Here is a 23,449-nt window from a genome sequence, read left to right on the forward strand (position 1 = left end):
TTGATCTCGTGAGGTTGTCCGATTGGGCCGCTCGTGAGGGCGTGCACTATCAAACCGCTTGGCGGTGGGCGAAGGCCGGGAAGATGCCCGTGCCAGTGTCGCAGTCTCCGACCGGGGTGTGGTTCGTGCACTAGCCCGAGCGGCCCGCGGGCGGCCGTGTGGTGGCGTAGTGCCGTGTTTCCTCCTCCGACCAGAAGACCGACCTTGACCGGCAGGTCGCCCGCGTGGTCACCGAGGCCGCCGGACGCGGCCTGGCCGTGGGTGAGGTCGTGACCGAGATCGGGTCGGGGCTGAACGGCGAGCGGCGCAAGCTGCACCGTGTGCTCGCTGATCCGGATGCCCAGGTGATCGTGGTCGAGCATAAGGACCGACTTGCCCGGTTCGGTGTCGAGCATCTGCAAGCCGCGCTCGCTGCGACAGGCCGGGAGTTGGTCGTCCTCGATCCGGAGGAGAGCACCGACGACCTGGTGCGGGACATGACCGAGGTGCTCACGTCGATGTGCGCCCGTCTGTATGGGCAGCGGGCGGCGAAGAACCGTGCCGAGCGTGCGGTGGCGGTGGCGACCAGCGAAGACGCCGAGTGAGCGAGACGGCCGAACAGGCGCCGGAGAAGAAGCGGCGCACGTTCGAGCCGCAGCCCGGTTTCGTGGTGCAGGCCTACCGGTTCGCCCTGGACCCGAACAATATCCAGGAGCAAGCGCTGCGATCGCACTGCGGGGCCGCCCGTGCCGCGTTCAACTGGGCCGTTTCTTGGGTTCGTGCGTCGTGGTCCCAGCGGGCCGCCGAGCAGACGTACGGGGTCGGCGAGGATGAGCTGACCGAGTGGCGGCCGTGGTCGCTGCCGTCTCTGCGCAAAGTGTTTAACACGGTCAAGCACACTGATCCGCGGTTCGCCGAGTGGTGGAGCGAGAATTCCAAGGAGGCCTACAACACCGGCCTGGCCGGCGCCGCGGCGGCGTTCGACAACTACGCCACGTCGAAGAACGGCAAGCGCAAAGGGCGTCGGATGGGCAAGCCCCGGCGCAAGTCCAAGCACAAGGCCAGGCCGGCCTGCCGGTTCACCACCGGCACGATCCGGCTCGAGCCCGACCGCAGGCATGTGACCCTGCCCCGGCTCGGGACGATCCGCACCCACGAGTCCACCCGCAAGCTCCAGCGCCGCGTCGGTAACGGCAGCGCCCGCATCCTGTCCGCCACCGTCCGGCACGAGCGGGGCCGGTGGTTGGTGTCCTTCCAGGTCGAGGTCGAGCGCGAGACACAACGCGTGACGCGGCCCGATGATGCTGTGGGCGTTGACCTCGGCGTGAAGCACCTGGCGGTGACGGCCGACAGTCTGGGCGAGATCCGCTACGAGCCGAACCCGGCCCACTACGACATCGCGCTGAAGACCCTGAAGCGCCTGTCGCGCCGTGTCTCCCGCCGACAGGGCCCGGACCGGCGCACCGGGCAGGCCCCGTCGAAGCGGTGGCGGAAGGCCGGCGAGCAGCGCAACAAGGTGCACCACCGGGTCGCGAATCTGCGCGCCGATGCCCTGCACAAGCTGACCACCCGCATCACCGGCGAGTACGGCACCGTGGTGGTCGAAGACCTCAACGTCGCCGGGATGCTCAAGAACCGTCGCCTGGCACGGAAGATCGCCGACGCCGGGTTCGGGGAGATCCGGCGCCAACTCACCTACAAGAGCGGCTGGAACAACGGACGCACCGTGGTCGCGGACCGCTGGTTTCCCTCCTCCAAGACCTGCTCGGGCTGCGGCGCGGTGAAAGCCAAGCTGCCGCTGCACGTCCGAGTCTTCACCTGCGACGCCTGCGACCTGGTCATAGACCGGGACGAGAACGCCGCACGCAACCTCGCCGCCCTCGCGGCGGACTGCACCACTGGTACCGGAGTGGCCGGAGACCAGAGCGCGCCAGCGCCGAACCCTCGTGGAGCCGACCAGAAGACCCGCACCACCACCCGCAGCCATCAGGCCGCGGGTGGGCGGGCAGGTGGCGCGATCCCGCAGCAGCGGAAGGAAACGAGAGACCTTCATCAGGACGCTACAACCCAGCTTGGGCTGTCGTGACACCGTCAAGGACCTTCCCGGCCGAAAGGCCGGGATTGCTGAGAGCCGTTGAGGCTTTCAGCAACGGATGGGTGCGGCCGGAACAGGAACTCGTCCTCGTGCGGTGGTGAGGGCCGGGGTGGCTCGGTGGCTGCGGCCCGGGCACGAAAGCCGACCCTCGTGCGGTGGTGGGGGCCAGGAGTGGCTCGGGGGTGCTGTTGGCTGTCGGGATCAGCCTGGGCGTACGGCGCCTCGGTATAGGGGGCGATAGTAGGTGGAGGTTAGGAACGGGGTTCTTCTGACCACGTCGCCGGTTTTGGGGGCGTGGATCATTACGCCGCCACCGAGGTTGAGGCCAACATGTGTGGGGTCGCCGGTGCCGCCACCGAAGAAGACCAGGTCGCCCTTGCGTAGCTCGCCGAGTGTGACTCTGCGGCCCTGGCGGAACTGGGTGCCTGTGTAGTGGCCGAGCCTTATGCCAGCTTTGGACCAGGCGTAGAGGGTCAGGCCGCTGCAGTCGAAGCCCTTGGTGTGGGCTCCCCTGCCTACGCCTGTGGTGGGGCCCGACGGCGTGCCGCCGCCCCACGAGAACGGGGTGCCCAACTGGTCGATGGCGGCTGCCACCGCGATGTCGCCCTTGGTCCGGGGCTTGGTCCCGGGCTTGATCCCAGGCTTGGTGGGTCTTGGCTTGGGCGGCGTGTCTCCGGGGTCTCCGGGGTCTCCGGGGATTGTGGCCGGGGGGTTGGGGGCGGGGCAGGCTTCTGGGGGTAGGGGGATGAGGACGTAGATGGGCTGCTGGTCCGCGCCACCGGGAAGGTCGGCGCCATCAGAATGGTCCACGCCCTCAGGAGGCGGGGCCAAGAGTGTCATTGACGGGACGTCCTGGGGGAGCCTCGTATCGTGTCCGCTGTTCGCGGGACTTGTATTGCGCCCGCCGTTTACGAGGCTCCTATTGCGTCCATCGCTCACGGGGCTCGTATCACGCGCGCCGTTCACGGGTTTGGTGGGTAGGGCGATCAAGTGGAAGCACTGGATGGTCGGTGGCTTGAGTGAGGTCGCGCTGGTGCTCGCGGCGGCAGCCATGTTGGGGAATGCGAGAAGCGCCGCGAGGGTGCCTCCTCCGACCGCGAGCCCGGTAAGAGCAGGGCGGAGGGTCAGGGCGGGGCGAGGATCCAGGGCAGAGCGGGTGTTCAGAGCGGGGCCGGTGGTCACAGCGGTGTTCGCAGCATGGCTGGTGTTCGCGCTGGTGTTCAGGGCGGGGCTGGCGGCTGAGCTGGAGCGGATGTTCAGGCCGGAGTGGGTGGCTGGGCTGGAGCGGATTCCCAGGTCGGGGTGAGGGGTCGGGGCGGGGCTGGTGGCCGGGCTCAAGCGAGTGCCCAGACCAGAGTGAAGGGGCAGGCCGAAGCGGCGGGGCAGGGCGGAGCGGGGGGTCATGTGGGCCTCCTGCGACGTGCGGAACGGAGGCCCCAGGATCTTGCGATCGGGCTTGGGGGCGGGGAGCCGAGCGGGGTTCTGTGGATAACCGGGGTTGTGGAGGCGACTCTCTGTGGATAACTGGGGTGGCCGGGGGTGGCTTTTGTGGCTTCCAGGACCCGAAGTCCGATCGCCTAAGCACGCGGGCCCCTTGGGCGCGAGTCCCCCTCGGGAGCGGGATGATGATAATCCCAGTGGTGTCCCACCCAGTGGTGGATCAACGATCTCGTTGTGCGTTTCCTACGTGGGCGAACAGGGCTGAGCGGGTGAGAAAGTACACCGCCCTGCGGGACGTCATCCGGATCCCCCACACGCGGGGATCTCCTCGGGCACGGATCCCCACAGACGCGGATCCCCTCAAGCGCGCGATCGACCGGGGCTTGCGAGCCGTACCCGCTCGACCTACGAGGGCTTGGCCTCGGCGATTCGGGCGAAGGCTGTTACGTCGAGTTGCTCACCCCGCGCGGACGGGTCCACCCCGGCCGCCCGCAAGGCGGTTTCGGCCTCCGCGGGGCTGCCGGCCCAGGATGCCAGCGCGGCCCGCAGCGTCTTGCGGCGCTGTGCGAACGCGGCGTCGATCACCGCGAACACCTCCTCGCGCGAAGCTGAGGTCTCAGGCGGGTCCCGGCGGGCCATGGAGACGAGGCCGGAATCCACGTTCGGTGCGGGCCAGAAAACCGTCCGCCCCACCGGGCCCGCTCGCCGTACGTCCGCGTACCAGGCGGCCTTCACCGACGGCACTCCGTACACCTTCGACCCGGGGCCGGCCGCCAGGCGGTCGGCCACTTCCGACTGGACCATCACGAGGCCCTTGCGCAGTGACGGCAGCACTTGCAGCAGGTGCAGGACCACCGGGACCGCGACGTTGTACGGGAGGTTCGCGACCAGGGCGGTGGGCGTGTGGCCCAGCAGGTCGGCGGAGGTGATGCGCATGGCGTCGGCCTCCACGACCGTGAGCTTGTCGCCGAGGCCACGGCCCGCCACGGTCAGCGGGAGCTGGCCCGCGAGTACGGGGTCGATCTCGACGGCCACCACGTGCTGGGCCTCGGGGAGCAGTGCGAGGGTGAGTGAGCCGAGGCCGGGGCCCACCTCTATGATCACGTCGTCTGGGGCCAGTGCGGCCACTCTGACGATGCGCCGCACGGTTCCCGCGTCGATCACGAAGTTTTGGCCTAGCTTTTTCGTCGGACGAAGATTTAGCTTATCCGCCAAAATACGTATTTCTGCAGGGCCCAACAGGCTCATCATCCAACCAGTCTCCCGCATCGAAGAACCTGCGATGGCGGATGGGGGCACCACAGGGGAGGATGGGCGTGGAACAGGAAGGGACGTCCTTGATGGAGCCAACGGGCGCCGCGCCGCTCCGCCCGACGGATCTGCGGGAAATCGGCCCGTACCGGCTGCTCGGCCGACTCGGCGAGGGCGGCATGGGTACGGTGTTCCTGGCCAGGGCACCGACGGGGCGGTTTGTCGCGGTCAAGGTGGTGAAGGCCGAGTTCGCCAACCAGCAAGGGTTCGCGGACCGCTTTCACGCCGAGGTGGAGAACGCGCGACGGGTGGCATCGTTCTGTACGGCCCAGGTGCTGGACAACGGCAACACTGGCGACAGCCGCCCGTACATGGTGACCGAATACATCGGCGGCACCCCGCTGTCGGACCAGATCGCCAAGTACGGCGCGCTGGACCCGGGGCCGCTGCACGGCGTCGCGCTGGGAGTCGCGGCGGCGCTGGCGGCGATCCACGTCGCCGGGCTGGTGCACAGGGATCTCAAGCCGGCCAATGTCATATTGTCGCTGTCCGGGCCGCGAGTGATCGACTTCGGCATCGCCAGGGCGCTCGACAGGGAGACCGGGTTCACCATGTCCGGTGAGCTGCTGGGCAGTCCCGGCTGGTGGGCGCCCGAGCAGGTACGCGGGGAAACGGTCACTCCCGCCGTCGACATCTTCGCCTGGGGCTGCCTGATCGCGTACGCCGGTAATGGGCGCCACCCGTTCGGGCGCGGCGACCCCATCACACTCGCGACGCGTGTACTGAACGCGCCGCCGGACCTGGGCGCTCTGCCCGCGCCGCTCGATGAGCTGGTCCGGCGGGCTACCGACATGGATCCGGCTCAGCGGCCCACCGCCCAGGACCTGCTGATCGCCCTGGTCGGAGGCACTGCGCCCGCCCCCGCGGCGACATCGACGGCACCGGCGGTCGATCCGCCGACTCTGGTGGCTCCCGGGCTGCTCGACGACTGGGAGCCGCCGCAGAACGTGGTGAACGAGCCCGACATTACGGCCACGTTCGCCACGCCGCCGCCCAGCGACACCACGGCCAAGGGACCGGCCGTGGCGAACGACCCTTCCCAGCCGCCATCTCGGCCGGAGGCGACGCCGGGGTCACAGCAGGGCTCACAGCCTGGGTCACAGGCGGGAGCGCAGGCGGGGGCGCAGGCGGGAGCGCAGAGGCAGCAAGTGCCTCAGCCGCAGCAGGCGTTCCAGGCACAGTCGTCGCCAGGGCAGGAGCAGCCCGATCTGCAGGAGTTGGCTCGCCGGGAGGAGCAGGCGGCTCGCGAGGAACTGGCGCGCTGGGAGGTGCCCACCCCCCAGCAGCCGACCGCCAAGAAAGCGCTGCTCAAGAAGCCGACGCTCAAGAAGCCGAGTGCAAAGAAGGAGCAGGCCCGCTTACCCGAGCAGACGCAGCAGCCGGACCAGGCTCAGGTTCAGGTCCAAGCCCAGGCTCAGGTCCGTCAGGAGGAGCTGAACGTACAGGGTCGCCAGACGAATCCGGGGCTCCAGGCAGAGGCGCTGTCCACGGACGACACCCAGGCCCCAGCCCCCGGACGGTCCCTGAGCACCCGGTGGCTCATCGCGGCCGCCGCGGCCGTGGCGGCCATCGCCGTCACCTTCGCCGTCCTCATCGTGACCTCCAGCCGCAACACCACGCTGCCCGTCCAGTCGCAGACCCAGACGGCGTCCGCCTCGGCGCGGCCCAACGACCTCGGTCACCGGTTCGCCCTCGGCAAGTCCTTCGACGACCCGCAGCTCATCGTGGCGGCGGCCCCGCAGTGCGGTCTGAAGGAGTACGAGGGCAAGACCCAGACCCTGGGCCAGTTGTGCGTGGTCCGCTGGACGATGCTGAACCCCGGAGGCGAGCGCCAGGAGATCGGCGACCCGATCGTCTCGCTGCTCGACGACAAGGGCGGACGTCACGACCCGGTGGAGCCCGCGTTCCCGGCCGCGATCACCGCGGGTGACCGCATCGACAACGCGTTCGTGTTCGACCTGCCGCTGTACCGCAAACCGGTGCAACTCCTCGCGACCAGGCTCAAGAACGGTAACCAGATCGAGGTCCGGTTGTGAAGATGATCGGTGCGGCGCTTCTGGCGTTGGCCGTCCTCATAGGCGGCATGAGCACCGCGGCGACAGCCGCTGCCAAGAAGGCCGCGTGCGCGGGTACGAGCGACTTCGACGGCGACGGCGTGGAGGACGTGGCGGTCGGCGATCCGTTCGCCGACGGTGGCAAGGGTGCGGTGTACATCCTCTCCGGGGACAAGGTGATCCCCGTGCCAGTGCCCGCCATCGAGGGCGACGCGCTCGGCTGGTCGGTGACGCTGGCCAAGATCGACCCCGGCAACGCCTGCGCCGACCTGGTGGTGGGCGCGCCCTACGCCGATGTGGACGGTGTCAGGGACGCGGGTGCGGTCTATGTCGTGTACGGCGGGAACAGCAAGGGACCGGAACGCCTGACGGCTGCCGAGCCGCAGCGCAACGCCCACTTCGGCTGGTCTTTGGCCGCGAGGGGCGACGTGGTGGCGATCGGCGCGCCGTACGAGGACCAGGCCCAGATCGCCGACGCGGGCTCCGTCTACGTACGCCAGGGCCTGGGTCGGCTTATCCGGATAAATCAGGACTCGGTGGAGGTGCCGGGCAACGGCGAGGTGGGCGACCAGTTCGGCTGGTCGGTGGCGGTCGGACCGGGCAACAGCCTGCTCGTCGGCGTCCCGTACGAGAACGACGACGGCGCCGGCCGCCAGGTCGACCAGGGCAAGTCCGACTCGGGGGCCGCGGTCCGCATCGACAACGCGCTGGCGCCGAGGCTCTCGGGGGCCAAGCTCGACTCGCCCACCAAGGAGGCCGGAGACAGGTACGGCTACGCGGTGGCCTACGCCGAGGGGTCCGGCTTCGCGGTGACCGCGCCGGGCCGTGGCTACGTCCAGCTCTACGACCAGGCCATGCGCCCGACAAGGCGGGTGGGGCAGGCCGCCGGGTTCGGCTTCTCGCTGGCCGCCTCGGCCGACGGCAGGGTGGCCGTCGGCTCACCCTATGAGGGAGCGGTACGGGTGCTGTCGCTCAAGAACGAGGCCGAGGACAAGAGGCTCCCGACATCGGACGGCCTGTTCGGCTGGTCCCTGGCCTACAGCGGCAACAAGCTCTACATCGGCCAGCCCGACGCCGTCCCGACCGGCAAGGTCATGGTGCTGGCCCGCAACTCCGACGAGCTGCGGCCGCTCCAACCGCCCAAGGGAGCCGACTTCGGCACATCGATCGCCGGTTGATCCAGCCGACTTCCCCAGCGTCCCGAACGGCCGACCGCCGACCGGCCGAACCCAGCCGGGGCCTGGGGAAACGGCCGGAGCCTGGGGAAACGGCCGGAGCCTGGGGAAGTGGTCAGCCGAACAGCCGGGCCCCGCACTCCCGCCACTGCCCCTGCCACCGCCCGCCGACCAGCTGGTAAAGGAGCTGTGCCCGATAGGTCTGCTCCTCCGGCGGCCAGGTGTGCGGTAGCCCGGTGCCGCCGACGGCCGTCCACATGGCCTGGCTGAACCCGTACATCCCGTAATAGGGCCCGGCGGGGTTGACCGCCAGCGGGTCGCCGTTCGACATGCACTGAGCCAGCGCCGCCCAGTCGAGCGCCGCCACGGCCGCCGGCACGACCACGGTGTGCGGCGGCGCGGGCGGGCTGACCCTGATGACGGTCCCCTGTGCCGGGAAACTGTCGAGCGGCGGGCGCACCCGGTAGCCGGGTCGCACCGGAATGCGGCGTTGCCTGAGCACCTCGCGGATGGTCCGGCCGGTGGTCGTGGTCGCCATCCGGAGGCCGCCCGCCTCGACGTACACCTCACGCCGCGTGTACACCGAGAGCGACATCCCGGACAGCGGCACATGCTTGGTCGGCGGGGCCGACAGCCGGCCGCCCGCCGGGCTGATGTCGAGCTCGGCCAGCGCGTCGCCCACGTTCGTGGCGGTCACCAGGCGACGGGTGGTGCGCCCGTCGAGGGTCAGCGTGATCGGGCGGGCGTGGCGTACCACGATCCGCGTTCCGTCGGCGATCTCCTCCTGTCCGGCCGGGCGTACGGAGTCGCCGAACCCCACCGAAACCCCTGCCTCGCCGAGGAGTTCCTGCACCGAGCCGGCGAAGCTGCGCAGCGCCATCGGCTTGCCGTCGACGACCAGCACCACGCTCTTGACCAGCGCCGCGACGGTCCCGATGCCGCCCACGGCCACAACCGCGAGCAGGCAGATCACCGGTGTCCACGGTGATCGCCAGGCAATACGAGGGCGCGGGGCGCGCCTCTTTCCGCGCACGGACTACCTCCGGTAGTGGCTTCGGGCGGCACGACGCTAGTGGCGCCCGCGCCGCCGCCTCTACCGGTTCACGGAAAGATGGTCACCACTCTCCGAAGACCGTGACTCCATTGACACTGATGGCCTCGCACAGCTCATCCGGATGGACCCCCTTGACCTCCGCGAGACAGCGCAGAGTGAGGGGAATGAGGTAGGGCGCGTTGGGCTTGCCCCGATAGGGCACCGGCGGCAGGTAGGGGGCGTCGGTCTCGACGAGCATGAGCTCCGTCGGCGCCACCCGTGCCGCCTCGCGCAGGTAGGAGGCGTTCTTGTAGGTAACCGGCCCGGAAAAAGACATGAAATATCCGGCTTCGGCGCACTTTTTGGCCATTTCGGGGTCGCCCGAGAAGCTGTGGAACACCACCACCGGCGGCGCACCCACCTCGGCCAGCACCTTCAGCACGTCGTCGTGCGCGTCACGGTCGTGGATGACCAGCGCCTTACCGGTGCGCTTGGCGATCTCGATGTGCGCACGGAAGCTCGCGTGCTGGTCCTCTTTGGTCGCCCAGTCGCGGTAGTAGTCGAGCCCGGTCTCCCCCACCGCCCGCACCTCGTCGCGCCCGGCAAGCGCCTCGATCTCGGCCAGCGTCTCGGGCGTGGCCGCGTGCGCCTCGTTGGGGTGGATGGCGACGCCAGCGTAGATCCCCTCGTGCTCGGCCGCCGCCTCGGCGTTCCACCGGGAGGAGGGCAGGTCGTAGCCGATCGTGACGAGCCGGGTCACGCCGACGGCACGCGAGTCGTCGAGGATGCTCCGTACGCTCGCCGAAGCCGCCTGCGCCGCCTGTGCCACGGGATCGCCCGAGGACGCCTGCCGGTTGCCGACCATGATGTCGAGGTGGCAGTGACTGTCGAACACCGGTGCGGACAGGGGCTCGGGCGGGCTGGGAATCTTGCTCACGCCCTCTAAAGTAACGTCCATGCGCTTCGGCATTCTCGGCAGCACCCGTGCCTGGCGCGCGGACGGCGCAGAGGTGCCACTCGGCGGCCGGTCCCGGCGAGCACTGCTGGCCCTGCTGCTCATCCGGCCCGGCGAGGTCGTCCCCTATGACCGGCTCATCGACGTCCTGTACGGCGAGCAGCCGCCCAAGAACGCCCAGCACGCCCTGCACTCCCAGGTGTCGAGGCTGCGCGGCGACGGCATCATGGTCGAGCGGGCGGCCACGGGCTACCGGCTGGCCGTCGATCCCGGCGACGTCGACGCGCACCGGTTCCTGCGGCTGGCCGAGGAGGGGCGGCAGGCGCTCGACATCGATCCCGGCCGGGCCGCCGCGTTGCTGGGCGAGGCGCTGTCCCTGTGGCGCGGCCCCGCGCTCGCCGACCTCGACGCGACGCACGCCGTACCCCTCGAAGAGCGGCACCTGGCCGCCCAGGAGGACCGGATCGAGGCCGACCTGCGGCGCGGCGCACAGCGGGCGGCGATCCCGGAGCTCGGCGAGCTGATCGACCGCCACCCGCTGCGCGAGCGGCTACGCGGCCAGCTCATGCGGGCGCTCAGCGCGGACGGCCGGCCGGCCGAGGCACTGGTCGCCTACGAGCAGGCCAGGCGGCTGCTGGCCGACGAGCTGGGCACCGATCCCTCGCCCGAGCTGTCCGGACTACACCAGCGCCTGCTACGCGGCGAACTCGCCCACCTGGCCCCGCCCAGCGCGCAGACCACACCCGCACAGCCCGCCGCCCGACCAGCCGAGCAGCGGCTGACCGAACAGGGGCCGATTGGACAGGGGCCGACTGGACAGGGGTGGGCCGAACAAAACGGCAGGTCGGGGATACCGGCCCGGCTAACCACGTTGGTCGGCCGAGCCTACGACCTGGCCGCGGTCGACACACTGCTCGACTCGGCCCGCCTGGTGACGCTGCTGGGGCCGGGCGGCGCGGGCAAGACGCGGCTGGCGGTCGAGGTCGCCGGGCGGCGCCCCGACGCCTGCCTCGCCGAGCTGGCCGCCCTCACCGAGGGCGCCGACCTCCCGCGCGCGCTGCTCGCGGCACTGGGCATCCGCGAAGGCGGGCTGCTCGGCCCCCGGTCCACCGCCTCCGACGACTTCTTCAGCCGGCTGGTCACCGTACTGGCCGACCGGCCGTTGCTGCTGGTCCTGGACAACTGCGAGCACCTGATCGCGGACAGCGCCGCGCTGGCCGAACGGCTGCTCGAAGCCTGTCCCCACCTGCGCGTCCTGGCGACCAGCCGCGAGCCGCTGGGCATCACGGCCGAGCACCTCTGGCCGGTTCGCCCGCTGGCCGAGGCGGACGCTGTCCGGCTGTTCACCGACCGGGCGAAGGCGGTTCGACCGGATTTCGTGGCTGACGAGGCGGTCGGCGAGATCTGCGCGGCGGTCGACGGCCTGCCGCTGGCCATCGAGTTGGCCGCCGCCCGCGTACGCACGCATGAGACCCGCGAGCTGGCCCAACGCCTCGGCACCGACCGTTTCAAGCTGCTGTCGCGCGGCAGCCGCACCGCCGACGCCCGGCACCAGACGCTGCGCGCGGTCGTCGCCTGGAGCTGGGAGCTGCTCACCGAGGGCGAACGCGCGATGGCCGCGCGGCTCACGGTGTTCGCGGGCGGCGCGACGGCCGGGGCCGCCGCCGAGGTGTGCGGCCTGCCCGACGCCGAGGACTTGCTCGACTCGCTCGCCGACAAGTCACTGGTGACCGTCACGGACGGCCGCTACGGCATGCTGGAGACCATCCGCGCCTTCTGCGCGGAAGAACTGACCGGCGAACCTTCCGTACGGCGTGCGCACGCGAGCTACTTCCTCGCCCTCGCCGAGCGGGCCGACCCGCACCTGCGCGCGGCCGAGCAGCTCGCCTGGCTGGAGTCGCTGTCCGCCGAGCACGATAACCTCCGGACGGCCCTGAGCTGGGCGGCCGAGGCGGGCGATGTGCGGCTCGGCATGCGGCTGCTGGCGGCGCAGTCCACCTACCTGTGGATGCGCGGGATGCGCGGCACGGCCACGGCTCCGGCCATTGAATTGCTCAACCAGGCGGAGCCGGATCCGGACCTCGGCGACGCGTACGTGCTCTGCCTGCTGACCACGGCCAGCGACGAAGCGGCCGGCGAGCTGTGGACCCGCCACTCCGCCGTGGCCGACGCGATCGTGTCGACGGGCGAGGGGGCACGCGAGTATCCCATTCTCACGTTCCTGTGGCCGATGATCACGTCAGCCATGCACGCGCCCGAGGCGACGCTCGCGGTGATCTCCAGGGCCGCGCACAGCCCTGACCCGTGGGAACGCGCGATGTCCCGGTTCATGTGGGCCTATTCGCTGATGGCCCGGGGCGAGCACGCCCAGGCGCAGGCCGATCTGGTCTCGGCGCTCGACGACCTGCGCGCGCTCGGCGACCGGTGGGGCTCGATGCTCGCGCTCGACGCGCTGGCCATGATGGCGGGCATGCACGGCAGCCGGGAGGTCGCGCTGGCCCACACCGACGAGGCGATCGCGCTGGCCGAGGAGCTGGGCGCGACCGAGGACCTGGCCGATCTGCTGTGCAACCGGGGCGACCTCAACCTGCGCGCCGGGCCGGCCGCCGCCAGGGCCGACTACGAGCGGGCCGCCGAGCTGGCCCGGCGCGTGGGCGTGCCGACGAACGTTGCCTCCGCGCTGCGCGGGCTCGGCGACCTGGCGCTGGAGGAGGGCGACCTGGTCAGGGCCCGGGAGCTCTACGAGGGGGCGCTGCGGCGCTCGGATCCCGGGTGGCTCAGGAGCACCGGCAACAGGGTCCGGATCCTGCTCGGGCTGGGCCGCCTCGCGGAGGCCGCCGGCGACCGCGACGCGGCCAGGGCCTCATACCGGCAGGCCGTGGAGGTCGCGGTCGCGACGGGCCCGGCGCCGGAGAGCGCCGGCGCGTTCGAGTCGCTCGCCCGGCTCGCACTCACCGACCTCGGCGCGGGCGACAGACGACCCGACCTCAGCACGGGCGACAGGCGACCCGACCTCAGCGCGGGCGACGGGCAGCCCGGCCCTGGCGACTCGCGAGCGGCCACTGGCGGCGCGTGGATGGCCGCCAAGCTGCTGGGGGCCGCCACCGTGATGCTCGGCGGGACCCATCCCGTGACCCCCGCCGCCGCGGACGTCTCCGCCCGCGCGCGGGCCATCCTGGGCGAGGAGGCATACGAGCGGGCCTGGACCGAGGGCGCGACGCTCACCCACTCCCAAGCGGCCCTCCTGGCGGGCGTGTCCGAGGCGGCGATCGCCGCCTCACCGTTGCGACTGATCAGCGCTCTGCCCGGTGAGCTCGGGGTGAGACCGCGGTGAGCGCGCCCGGCGAAGCTCGTCGGCATGGACATCCTGATCTCCGGCGCCAGCGTCGCCGGCCCCGCCCTGGCCTACTGGCTGAACCGCTCCGGACACTCCACCACGATCGTCGAGCGGGCGCCCGCCCTGCGTGAGGGCGGCTACTCCGTCGACTTCCGCGGCGACGTCCACCTGACCGTGCTCCGCAAGATGGGCATACTCGGCGAAATCCAGCGGCAGCAGACCAACATGGGCGCCATGTGGAACGTCAACGAGGCGGGCAAGAAGCTGAGCGCCCTGCCGGCCGACCTGTTCGCCGGCGACGTCGAGATCCTGCGCGGCGACCTGGCCAAGATCCTCTATGAGCTCACCAGGGACCGCACCGAGTACATCTTCCACGACTCCATCGCCGCGCTCGACGAGGACGCCGACGGTGTCACGGTCACGTTCGAGCGGGGTCCGAGCAGGCGCTTCGACCTGGTGGTCGGCGCCGACGGCCTGCACTCGAAGGTGCGCGAGCTGGCCTTCGGCCCCGAAGGGGAGTTCATCTCGTACCTGGGCCTGTACTGCGCGGTCTTCACGACGGAGAACTTCCTCGGCCTCGACCACAGCGGCCACGCCTACAACACACCGGGCAAGATGGTCGCCCTCTACAGCTCCAGGCAGAACACCGAGGCCAAGGCCATGTTCTGGTTCGGCTCGCCGGAGCTGACCTATGACCGCCACGACACCCGCCGGCAGCAGGATCTGCTGGAACAGGCGATGGCGGGCGTCGGCTGGGAGGCTCCCCGGCTGCTGCGCGACATGCGGCGGGCCGACGACTTCTACTTTGACGCCATCGCCCAGGTACGCATGGACCGCTGGTCACACGGCCGAATCGTGCTGCTCGGCGACGCCGCCTGGTGCCCCTCGCCGCTGTCGGGCATGGGCACCGGGCTCGCCATGGTGGGCGCGTACGTGCTCGCGGGCGAGCTGGCGGCGGCCCGCGACCATCGGACCGCCTTCGCCGGGTACGAGGCGGCCATGCGCGACTACGTCCTCACCTGCCAGAAGTCCGGCGAGGGGGTCAGCAAGTTCATGGTGCCGGAGACCAGGTTCATGCGGTGGTTCATGAACCAGAACTACAAGCTGATGCCATATCTGCCCTTTACCGGGCTGATGGCGCGGACCGCACGAAAGACGGCCAGCGCCATCACGCTCAAGGACTATGACCTCAGTCGGCCAGCCGGGCCAGCTCCTCGTCCACGACCTTCGGGTCGAGCTTCTTGAACAGCGGCACGGGCGGCGCGAGCGGCGTGCCCGGCTTGATCTGCCGGTGCTCCCACTGGGCCGCCCCGTTGTAGTCGCCGGTGATCACCGGGTAGGGGGTGCCGCCGTCCTCGTCGACGTCGTGCATCTCCGGCATGCCGGACCAGACGCCCTCGCCACCGAGCATCGCGTGGACCTTGTTGGACGAGCCGGGCAGGAACGGCGTGAGCATCGTCTTGGCGTCGTCGACCACCTGGAGGGCGACGTGCAGGATCGACTTCTGCCGCTCCGCGTCGTCCTTGAGCTTCCACGGCTCCTGCTCGGCCAGGTAGCGGTTGGCGTCGCGGACCACGTCGAACGCCTCGGTGATGGCGTTCTTGAACCGCGAGCGGTTGAGCTCCGCCCCGACGGGCTCGAAGGCGTTGCGCGAGCGCTCCAGCAGCGCCCGGTCGGCGTCGGTCAGCTCACCGGCCTCGGGGATCGAGCCGAAGTTCTTGGCCGCCATGGAGATCGACCGGTTGACCAGGTTGCCCCACGCGGCGACGAGTTCGCCGTTGTTGCGGTTGACGAACTCCTGCCAGGTGAAGTCGGTGTCCTGGTTTTCCGGACCGGCCACGGCGATGTAGTAACGCAGCGCGTCGGCGTCGTAGCGGGCCAGGAAGTCGCGGACGTAGATGACGACCTGCCGCGAGGAGGAGAACTTCTTGCCCTCCATGGTCAGGAACTCGCTGGAGACCACCTCGGACGGCACGTTGAGCGCGCCCAGCGCCCCCGGCGAGCCGCCCCTGGCGCCCTGGCCGCTGTAGCCGAACAGCATCGCGGGCCAGATCTCGGCGTGGAAGACGATGTTGTCCTTGCCCATGAAGTAATAGCCACGGGCGTCGGGATTCTGCCACCACTGGCGCCACGCGTCGGGGTCGCCGGAACGCTTGGCCCACTCGATGGAGGCGGACAGGTATCCGATGACGGCGTCGAACCAGACGTAGAGCCGCTTGTTGGGCTGGTCGCGCCAGCCGTCGAGCGGGATCGGCACGCCCCAGTCGAGGTCGCGGCTGATCGCCCGCGGCTGCAGGTCACCGAGCAGGTTGAGGGCGAACTTGAGCACGTTGGGCCGCCACTCGCCCTGCTTGGACTGCAGGTAGGAGCCGAGCACCTCGGCGAAGGCGGGCAGGTCGAGCATGAAGTGCTCGGTCTCGGTGAAGATCGGCGTCTCGCCGTTGATCCGGCTCTTGGGGTTGATGAGCTGGATCGGGTCGAGCTGGTTGCCGCAGTTGTCGCACTGGTCGCCGCGGGCACCGTCGTAGCCGCAGATAGGGCAGGTGCCCTCGATGTAACGGTCGGGCAGGGTGCGTCCGGTGGACGGGGAGATCGCGCCCATCGTGGTCTTGGGGAAGATGTAGCCGTTGTCGTAGAGGCCCTTGAAGATCGCCTGCGTGACGGCGTAGTGATTCTTCGTCGTCGTGCGGGTGAACAGGTCGTAGGACAGCCCCAGGCCGGTCAGGTCTTCGGCGATCACCCGGTTGTAGCGGTCGGCGAGCTCGCGGGCGGTCACGCCCTCCTTGTCGGCCTGCACCTGGATGGGCGTGCCGTGCTCGTCGGTGCCGGACACCATCAGCACCTTGTTGCCCGCCATCCGCTGGTAGCGGCTGAAGACGTCGGACGGCACGCCGAATCCGGATACGTGCCCGATGTGGCGAGGGCCGTTAGCGTACGGCCACGCTACGGCGGTCAAGATGTGCTGGGACATAGGGCCAAGCCTACGGTGCGACCACGGTCGCCTCGTACCGAACACCGGCACGAGGCGGATGATCAACGCGTCTTGGACTCCTCGCGGGACACGGCCTCGGCCGCCTCCTCGGCCACCTTGGCGGCGGCGTCGATCGAGCTCTCGCGGGTGCGGCGGATGCCCAGGATGCTGATGAAAAGCGCCGCGAAGATGGTCTGGAAACTCATGATGAGCGCCGTCGCGGAGGGCACGACGATGCGCAGCGACTCGCGCGGGTCGAGCGAGCCGAAGCTGCGGACCTGCCAGTGCACCAGCGACATCACCAGGCCGACGAGACCGGCCAGGGCCAGCAACCCGCCGACCACCAGGCCCTTCTCCAGGGTGACGATGTCGATGAGCCTGCGCACGCGTGGCGACTCGGGCAGGAAGCCCTCCTCGGCCGCGTAGACCTTGGTGAACAGCGCGAACAACGCCGCCTGGAAGCCGATCACCACCGCCGCCGACGCGCCGACCAGGGTGTCGACGTCGAAGGCCAGCTCACCGATCTCGACCGGGCCGAACGTCAGCGCCGTGCCCGCGACCAGGCCGATGATCATCAGCAGGATGCCGGGATAGAAGAACAGCCACTTGGGGCTGTACAGCAGCAGGAAGCGCAGGTGGCGCCAGCCGTCACGCCAGGAGCGCAGGTGCGGCGGCCGGGAGCGGCCGTCGGGCGACAGCGTGGTGGGCACCTCACGCACGTCGAGGCCGGACAGGGTGGAGCGGACGACCATCTCGGAGGCGAACTCCATGCCGCCCGTCTGCAGCTGGAGCCGCAGGATCGAGTCGCGCCTGAACCCGCGCAGGCCGCAGTGGAAGTCGCCGATGGCCGACGGGAAGAACAGCCGGCCGATGAACGACAGCACCGGGTTGCCCAGGTAGCGGTGGAGCGGAGGCATGGCGCCGGGGGCGATGCCTCCCTTGAACCGGTTGCCCATCACGAGATCGGCACCGTCGCGCAGTTGTTCGACGAATGGGAGCAACGAGGTGAAGTCGTAGGAGTCGTCGGCGTCGCCCATCATGACGTATTTGCCACGCGCGGCACGGATGCCGCCCATGAGGGCGTTGCCGTAACCCTTCTCATCGATGTGGACGACACGCGCACCGGCGTCACGGGCGAGCTGCTGCGAGCCGTCCGTGCTGCCGTTGTCGGCGATCAGGACCTCGCCCTCGATGCCGTGCTCTTCCATGCACGCCAGTGCCTTGCGCACACAGACTTCCACGGTCTCCGCCTCGTTGAGGCAGGGCATGACCACCGTCAGTTCCACGTCTCAACCCTTCAGTTAAGGCTCTTCCAGCCCACCATCATGCCCTGTGCCCGAGGATGGTCGGGTCAAGTCCTAAAAACGACTGGCATTCTTTACAGCATGGTGAGCGCTGCGGAGATGACCCCTGTGGACCCCTCCGCCCCTGGCCGGATAGCGCGCGCATGGGCGTTCGTCGGCCGTCATCGGGTGTTCGCCGCCGCATTCGCCATTGGCGGGGTGCTGCGGCTGATAACCATGCTCGGCTACGGCCCGGCGATGTGGTTCAACGACTCCTACGAGTACGTATCCGTGGCGCTGCACCCCCGGCCGCACCCGATCCGGCCCGACGGTTACGGATTCTGGCTGCTGCTGCTCAAGCCGTTCCACAGTTTCACCCTCGTGACCATGTCCCAGCACCTGATGGGCCTGGCCACGGGCGCGCTCATCTATGCGCTGGTGCGCGCGAAGTTCGGGCTGCCGAAGTGGGGGGCGACGCTGGCGGCCGTCCCGGTGCTGTTCGACGCTTACCAGATCCAGCTCGAACAGCTCATCATGTCCGACACGCTGTTCACGCTGCTGGTCGTGGGCGTGATCACGATCGTTCTGTGGAACCGGCGGATGTCGTGGAAGCTGGGCGTCGTCGTCGGGCTGCTGCTCGCGCTCACCGCGCTCACCCGCTCGATCGGCCTGCCGATCCTCGCCCTGGTCGTCGCCTATCTGCTCATCAAGCGGACCGGGTGGAAGGCGATCGTGGCCGTGATCATGGCCTGCGCGGTCCCGGTCCTCGCCTACATGGGGTGGTTCTCAACAAACTTCGGTAAATTCGCGATGACCAACAGCGACGGGCTCATCCTTTACATGCGCACGGCGATTTTCGCCGATTGCAACAAGATGCATATCGACAAATATCGGGAGCTCCAGATGCTGCTCCTGTGCATCAACGATCCGGTCAATCAGCGCAAGGACTACGCGCAGTGGTATCTCTGGGGCCAGGGCAACGGCGACGGCCAGGGCACGGGTGAGGTGCTGCACCGCTGGGGCGCGGGCAAGAAGTTCACCGACATCACCAACGAGGCCGCCAGCGCGTTCGCCACGCGGGCGATCACCTCGCAGCCCGGCGACTACCTGAAGGTCGTGGCGCGCGACTTCTTCCGCGCCTTCAACTGGGGCCGGCCGCGCTTCCCGGACGAGAAGACGTACAACATGTATCGCTTCATCCCGTTCTACGAGCTGGATGACAGCGGCAACCCCAAGCGACTGCCCCAGTGGCCCTCCTATCAGGGCCGTACGGACACCGACGCCTACACCTACGAGCAGGGCCCGCCCGAGACGAAGATCGTCGCGCCCTTCGCGCAGATCATGAGCGGCTACCAGCAGGTGGTCTACCTGCCCGGCATCGTGCTGGGCGGCGTGATGCTGATCGGCCTGTACGGCACGGTGGTCCGCTGGCGCCGGTTCGGCGGGCCGGTGATCCTGCCCTGGCTCGGGGCGTTCGGCCTGCTGCTCGCGCCCGCCGCGACGGCGGAGTTCGACTACCGCTACGTCCTGCCGGCGGTCCCCCTGGCCTGCATCGCCGCGGCGATCACGCTGCGCCGCGGCGTCACTTTGGCGCGGGTACGACCCAAGCCCGCGTCAGCATCCGAGCCCACCACTGTGCCTGCGTGAGCGTCTCGGCGACCAGCACCGGGTAGAGCCACCAGAAGTTGATCAGGACGATCAGCGTGAACGCCCCCACGACCGCGGCCCCCACCGCCCGGCGCGCGGGTGGGGCGCTCTCCTTCCCGATCACCAGCCCCGCGACCAGGACGAGCGCCAGCACCATGAACGGCACCACGGGGATCATGTAGAAGAGATACATCGTCCGCTGGTCGGCGATGGCGTAGTAGAACCACGGCAGCCAGCCGGCGGCGAAGGTCAGCAGCACCGCCCCGGCCCGCCAGTCGCGCGTGGCGACGTACCAGGCGATGAGTCCCAGCAGGGCGAGCATGGCGGCGTACCAGAGGGCGGGCGTGCCCACCCCGAGCACCGCCTGCGAGCACTTGTCCGCCCCGCACGCCGAAGGCGGCAGGTCCGTCGGGTAGAAGAAGGAGACCGGCCGGAACAGGGCCGGCCACGTCCACGGATCCGACATGTACGGGTGATAGTCGTGCAGCCCGGTGTGGTAGCCGAGCACCTGCACCTGGTACTTCAGCCACGATCGCACCGAGTCGACGACGAAGAACAGCGGCCCCGACGACGTCGCCTGGTCCCAGTTGCGCCCGTAGCCGCCCGCGGTGACGAACCAGCCCGCCCACGAGGCCACGAAGGTCAGCGCGGGCACCAGCCCGAGCGCGGCCAGCCCAGACGGCACGTCCTTGGTGAAGGCGCCGGAGTAGGGATTGCGCAGCCCGACGGCCCGCCTGGCCCCCATGTCCCACAGCAGGCTCATGACCGCGAACGCGACCAGGAAGAACACCCCTGACCACTTCACCGCGCAGGCCGCCCCCAGGCAGAGGCCCGCGGCGATCCGCCACGGCCGCAGACCGAGCGGTGGCCCGGTCGGGGTGAGCGGCGAGTTGTCGTACCAGTCGGCCAGCCGTTGCCGTGACCAGTCGCGGTCGACCACCAGGCAGGCGAACCCGGCCAGCACCCAGAACATCAGGAAGATGTCCAGCAGCGCCGTACGCGACAGCACCAGGTGCAGGCCGTCCAGCGAGAGCAGCAGCCCGCCCAGGCAGCCCAGCATCGTCGAGCGAGTCATCCGCCGCGCCAGCCGGGCCAGGATGAGGATCGACAGCGTCCCGACCACGGCCGCGGCGAACCGCCAGCCGAACGGGTTCACGCCGAACAGCCACTCCCCCAGCCCGATCATCCACTTGCCCAGCGGCGGGTGGGCGACGAACGAGGCGCAGTCGGTCGTGTTCGGGCAGTGCTTGAAAATGTCGAGGTTGCCGGCCATCAGCCGGTGGTCGGCCTCGGGGTTCTTGGAGTCGCCCAGCGTGACCCGCTCGACGCCGAACCTGAGCAGCGAGTAGGCGTCCTTGAGGTAGTACGTCTCGTCGAAGACGATGGCCCTCGGCTCGCTTAATCTGACGAATCTCAGTATTCCGCCGAAGAGGGCGACCGCGATCGGCCCCAGCCACCCCCAGAGGGCGCCCCCTTGCATGGGCGGGACCAGCCGCTGTGCGGAAATCCCCCATTTCTTCACGATGCGCACCCTATGGGGTGGACGATCTCCTGTGAACCGCGTCGTAGAGCTCCCGCTTGGGCAGACCCGCCTCCTTGGCCACGTCGGCCACGGCCGCCTTACGCTGCTCCCCGTCGGCCACGCGGCGGTCCACCTCGGCGACCAGTGACTCGATATCGGGCTCGGTGTCGGCCGCGACGTGACCGGCGACCACGACGGTGATCTCACCCTTGACGCCCGCCGCCGCCCACGCGGCCAGCTCGCCCAGGCCGCCGCGCCGTACCTCTTCGTAGGTCTTCGTGAGCTCGCGGCAGACGGCGGCCTTCCGTTCCTGACCGAAGGCCTCCGCCATCGCCTCCAGCGCGCTCTGGAGCCGGTGGGGCGCCTCGAAGAACACCATCGTGCGCTCCTCCTTCGCCAGCGCCGAAAGGCGGCGAGCGCGCTCTCCAGGCTTGCGCGGCGGGAAGCCCTCGAAGCAGAAGCGGTCGCTGGCCAGGCCGGAGACGGCCAGCGCGGTGGTGACGGCGCTCGGGCCCGGCAGGGCGGTGACCGTGATGCCCTCCTCGACCGCGAGGTGCGTCAGGCGGTAGCCGGGGTCGGACACACCCGGCATGCCCGCGTCGGTGATGACCACCACCGTCTGCCCCTGCTTGAGCGTCTCGACCAGCTCCGCCGCGCGTCCGGCCTCGTTGGCGTCGTAGTAGGAGACCACCCGCCCGCGGATCTCCACGCCGAGGTCGCCCGCCAGCCTGCGCAGGCGCCTGGTGTCCTCGGCCGCCACCACGTCGGCGTTCTCGAGCACCTCGCGCAGCCGCGGCGAAACGTCGCCCGCCTGCCCGATGGGGGCTCCTGCCAGCACCAACCTGCCCTTTACTGTCACCCGGCCATTGTGGCAGGGCATCCCGATAAGACCCTGTTTCCTGGGTAAGCACTGGCTTGAGGCCCGTACGATGTCCGAATGGCGGTGACCGATTTCCCGTACGAAACCTTTGGCCAGTCAAGTGGCCAACCGGCGGCGGACGAGAGCAGTCCCGGGGGGCGATCCATCCGAGATCGGATGGTCCCGCCGATGCGTGGCAGCGTGTTGTGGGGCTGGTTGGGGCCGCTGTTCATCACCATCTTCGGTGGCGTGCTGCGCTTCATGGGGCTCGGCCACCCCAAGGCCGTCGTCTTCGACGAGACCTATTACGCCAAGGACGGCTATTCGCTGATCACGTGGCTCGTGGAGCGGGTCACGATCAAGGATGCCGACAAGGCACTCATCGCCGGCAACACCGACATCTTTCAGAAGTGCACGGAGGCGACGCTCGACAAGTGCGCCTCCTACGTGGTCCACCCGCCCCTGGGCAAGTGGATGATCGGCGTGGGCGAGTGGCTGTTCGGCATGAACCCCTACGGCTGGCGGTTCGCCGCGGCGGTGATCGGGACGCTGTCGATCCTGGTCCTGGCCCGCGTGGCCCGCCGGATGACTCGCTCGACCCTGCTCGGCTGCTTCGCCGGGCTCCTGCTGGCCCTCGACGGGCTGCACTTCGTGCTGTCGCGTACGGCACTGCTGGACATCTTCCTGATGTTCTGGGTGCTGGCCGGGTTCGCCTGCCTGGTGGTCGACCGCGACCGGGCGCGGGAGCGGCTGGTCGACTGGTACGAGACGTCGCCGCTGTCGCCGCAGGGGCCCTGGCTGGGGCTGCGGCCGTGGCGGATCGCCGCGGGCCTGTGCCTCGGTGCCGCCATGGGGGTCAAGTGGTCAGGGGTGTTCTTCCTGGCCGCCTTCGCGGTCATGAGCCTGCTGTGGGACTTCGGCGCGCGGCGGGCCGTCGGCCTGCGCAATCCCTACTCCGGCGCTTTCTCCAAGGACGTGCCGACCGGCCTGGTCGCCTTCGCGCTGGTCCCGTTCGTGACGTACATGGCCACCTGGACCGGCTGGTTCGTCAGCGCGGCCGGCTACGGCCGCAACTGGGACCAGGCCACCTCCTCGGGCCCGATCTACTTCGTCATCGACTCGATGCGGTCGTGGGTGCAGTACCAGTGGCAGGTCTTCTCCTTCCACAGCGGGCTGGCGACCTCACATCCCTACATGTCGGATCCGTGGCAGTGGCCGCTGCTGCTGCGCCCGGTCGCCTTCTACTACGAGGGCAACAAGGGCGGCGCCTGCGGCGCCAAGGACTGCGCCGAGGCCGTGCTCGGCGTGGGCACCCCGGTGATCTGGTTCGGCGCGCTGGCCGCGCTGATCGCCCTGATCGCCTGGTACGTCGCCACGCGGGACTGGCGGGCGGGCGCGGTGCTGCTGGCCTACGCGATGGGCTGGCTGCCCTGGTTCTACTTCGCGATCACCGAGAACCGCACGATGTTCCTGTTCTACGCGGTGCCGATGGTGCCGTTCATGGTGCTGGCCATCACGCTGTGCGCGGGTTTGCTGATAGGCCCCTCAGCGAAGACACCGGGTGGGGCTGTACCGTTGAGGCGTACGCTCGGGGCTGCGGCCGTCGGCGCGTTCGCACTACTGGCACTGATCAACTTCTGGTGGCTGCATCCGGTTTTGTCCGCCGAGCTGATCCCCTACACCGAGTGGAAGGCACGGATGCTCTTCGACAAGCGGTGGATTTGACCCGGTCACAGTTCCATATTTACTAATTTCATAGGGTAGTCGCAGTGCAAGACCCAATACGCA

Annotated in this window: 15 protein-coding genes and 1 pseudogene; 8 read left to right on the forward strand and 8 right to left on the reverse strand. The window is 69.6% G+C overall.

Annotated features, from left to right (window positions below):
• Positions 1–8 precede the first annotated feature (8 nt).
• Positions 9–584 (forward strand): annotated as a pseudogene (locus AB0J16_RS21085) (IS607 family transposase).
• A complete protein-coding gene (gene tnpB, locus AB0J16_RS21090) occupies positions 581–2,065 on the forward strand; it encodes an IS607 family element RNA-guided endonuclease TnpB (protein WP_358541772.1) in 1,485 nt (494 codons plus the stop codon). The pseudogene AB0J16_RS21085 and the gene tnpB overlap by 4 nt, the downstream one beginning before the upstream one ends.
• A 210-nt stretch (positions 2,066–2,275) precedes the next feature.
• Here tnpB and AB0J16_RS21095 read toward each other — a convergent pair whose 3' ends face one another.
• Complete coding sequence (locus tag AB0J16_RS21095) at positions 2,276–2,884, reverse strand: NlpC/P60 family protein (protein WP_358541775.1); 609 nt, start codon at positions 2,882–2,884, stop codon at positions 2,276–2,278.
• 1,035 nt (positions 2,885–3,919) lie between these two features.
• Positions 3,920–4,783 carry a 16S rRNA (adenine(1518)-N(6)/adenine(1519)-N(6))-dimethyltransferase RsmA gene (rsmA, locus tag AB0J16_RS21100; protein WP_358541778.1) on the reverse strand — a complete coding sequence of 288 codons (864 nt, stop codon included), beginning with the start codon at positions 4,781–4,783 and terminating at the stop codon, positions 3,920–3,922.
• Positions 4,784–4,854: 71 nt separating this feature from the next.
• Here rsmA and AB0J16_RS21105 point away from each other — a divergent pair, with 71 nt between their 5' ends.
• Positions 4,855–6,861 carry a serine/threonine-protein kinase gene (locus tag AB0J16_RS21105; RefSeq protein WP_358541781.1) on the forward strand — a complete coding sequence of 669 codons (2,007 nt, stop codon included), beginning with the start codon at positions 4,855–4,857 and terminating at the stop codon, positions 6,859–6,861.
• 2 nt (positions 6,862–6,863) lie between these two features.
• A complete protein-coding gene (locus AB0J16_RS21110) occupies positions 6,864–8,057 on the forward strand; it encodes a hypothetical protein (RefSeq protein ID WP_358542272.1) in 1,194 nt (397 codons plus the stop codon).
• Positions 8,058–8,169: 112 nt separating this feature from the next.
• Here the strand turns inward: AB0J16_RS21110 and AB0J16_RS21115 are convergent, their stop codons facing one another.
• Both AB0J16_RS21115 and AB0J16_RS21120 read right to left on the reverse strand, forming a co-directional pair.
• Positions 8,170–9,027 (reverse strand): ubiquitin-like domain-containing protein, encoded by an 858-nt coding sequence (locus AB0J16_RS21115; protein WP_358541784.1) that lies wholly within the window; start codon positions 9,025–9,027, stop codon positions 8,170–8,172.
• A gap of 142 nt (positions 9,028–9,169) precedes the next feature.
• Positions 9,170–10,024, reverse strand: a complete 855-nt coding sequence (locus tag AB0J16_RS21120; protein ID WP_358541787.1) for a TatD family hydrolase — start codon at positions 10,022–10,024, stop codon at positions 9,170–9,172.
• A 19-nt stretch (positions 10,025–10,043) separates the two neighbouring features.
• Between AB0J16_RS21120 and AB0J16_RS21125 the strand changes: the two genes are divergently transcribed.
• Together AB0J16_RS21125 and AB0J16_RS21130 are read left to right on the forward strand one after the other, a co-directional pair.
• Positions 10,044–13,376 (forward strand): BTAD domain-containing putative transcriptional regulator, encoded by a 3,333-nt coding sequence (locus AB0J16_RS21125; RefSeq protein ID WP_358541789.1) that lies wholly within the window; start codon positions 10,044–10,046, stop codon positions 13,374–13,376.
• Between the two features lie 24 nt (positions 13,377–13,400).
• The gene (locus tag AB0J16_RS21130) at positions 13,401–14,624 is read left to right on the forward strand and encodes an FAD-dependent monooxygenase (RefSeq protein WP_358541791.1); all 1,224 of its coding nucleotides are present in this window, start codon (positions 13,401–13,403) and stop codon (positions 14,622–14,624) included.
• Here AB0J16_RS21130 and metG read toward each other — a convergent pair.
• The gene (gene metG, locus AB0J16_RS21135; RefSeq protein ID WP_358541793.1) at positions 14,569–16,350 is read right to left on the reverse strand and encodes a methionine--tRNA ligase; all 1,782 of its coding nucleotides are present in this window, start codon (positions 16,348–16,350) and stop codon (positions 14,569–14,571) included. The two genes, AB0J16_RS21130 and metG, sit on opposite strands and share 56 nt — an antisense overlap.
• A 62-nt stretch (positions 16,351–16,412) precedes the next feature.
• The gene (locus AB0J16_RS21140; RefSeq protein ID WP_358541794.1) at positions 16,413–17,636 is read right to left on the reverse strand and encodes a glycosyltransferase family 2 protein; all 1,224 of its coding nucleotides are present in this window, start codon (positions 17,634–17,636) and stop codon (positions 16,413–16,415) included.
• 99 nt (positions 17,637–17,735) lie between these two features.
• Between AB0J16_RS21140 and AB0J16_RS21145 the strand changes: the two genes are divergently transcribed.
• Positions 17,736–19,280 (forward strand): hypothetical protein, encoded by a 1,545-nt coding sequence (locus AB0J16_RS21145; protein ID WP_358541796.1) that lies wholly within the window; start codon positions 17,736–17,738, stop codon positions 19,278–19,280.
• Here AB0J16_RS21145 and AB0J16_RS21150 read toward each other — a convergent pair.
• Positions 19,216–20,802, reverse strand: coding sequence for a phospholipid carrier-dependent glycosyltransferase (locus AB0J16_RS21150; protein WP_358541798.1), 1,587 nt, complete (start codon positions 20,800–20,802; stop codon positions 19,216–19,218). The genes AB0J16_RS21145 and AB0J16_RS21150 overlap by 65 nt on opposite strands.
• Before the next feature lie 10 nt (positions 20,803–20,812).
• Positions 20,813–21,661, reverse strand: a complete 849-nt coding sequence (rsmI, locus tag AB0J16_RS21155) for a 16S rRNA (cytidine(1402)-2'-O)-methyltransferase (RefSeq protein WP_358541800.1) — start codon at positions 21,659–21,661, stop codon at positions 20,813–20,815.
• A 189-nt stretch (positions 21,662–21,850) separates the two neighbouring features.
• Between rsmI and AB0J16_RS21160 the strand changes: the two genes are divergently transcribed.
• Positions 21,851–23,386: a phospholipid carrier-dependent glycosyltransferase gene (locus tag AB0J16_RS21160; protein WP_358541803.1), complete on the forward strand. Its 1,536-nt coding sequence runs from the start codon at positions 21,851–21,853 to the stop codon at positions 23,384–23,386.
• The last annotated feature ends 63 nt before the right edge of the window (positions 23,387–23,449 follow it).

This window comes from Nonomuraea sp. NPDC049750 (assembly GCF_040659625.1).
In the GTDB taxonomy this organism is placed as follows: domain Bacteria; phylum Actinomycetota; class Actinomycetes; order Streptosporangiales; family Streptosporangiaceae; genus Nonomuraea.

Bases quoted from the DNA above. Each gene is read 5' to 3' on its own strand.
- rsmA (WP_358541778.1), bottom strand. From the start codon at position 4,783: ATGCGGGAGACTGGTTGGATGATGAGCCTGTTGGGCCCTGCAGAAATA.
- AB0J16_RS21105 (WP_358541781.1), top strand. From the start codon at position 4,855: ATGGAGCCAACGGGCGCCGCGCCGCTCCGCCCGACGGATCTGCGGGAA.
- AB0J16_RS21110 (WP_358542272.1), top strand. From the start codon at position 6,864: ATGATCGGTGCGGCGCTTCTGGCGTTGGCCGTCCTCATAGGCGGCATG.
- AB0J16_RS21125 (WP_358541789.1), top strand. From the start codon at position 10,044: ATGCGCTTCGGCATTCTCGGCAGCACCCGTGCCTGGCGCGCGGACGGC.
- AB0J16_RS21130 (WP_358541791.1), top strand. From the start codon at position 13,401: ATGGACATCCTGATCTCCGGCGCCAGCGTCGCCGGCCCCGCCCTGGCC.
- metG (WP_358541793.1), bottom strand. From the start codon at position 16,350: ATGTCCCAGCACATCTTGACCGCCGTAGCGTGGCCGTACGCTAACGGC.
- AB0J16_RS21145 (WP_358541796.1), top strand. From the start codon at position 17,736: ATGGTGAGCGCTGCGGAGATGACCCCTGTGGACCCCTCCGCCCCTGGC.
- AB0J16_RS21160 (WP_358541803.1), top strand. From the start codon at position 21,851: ATGCGTGGCAGCGTGTTGTGGGGCTGGTTGGGGCCGCTGTTCATCACC.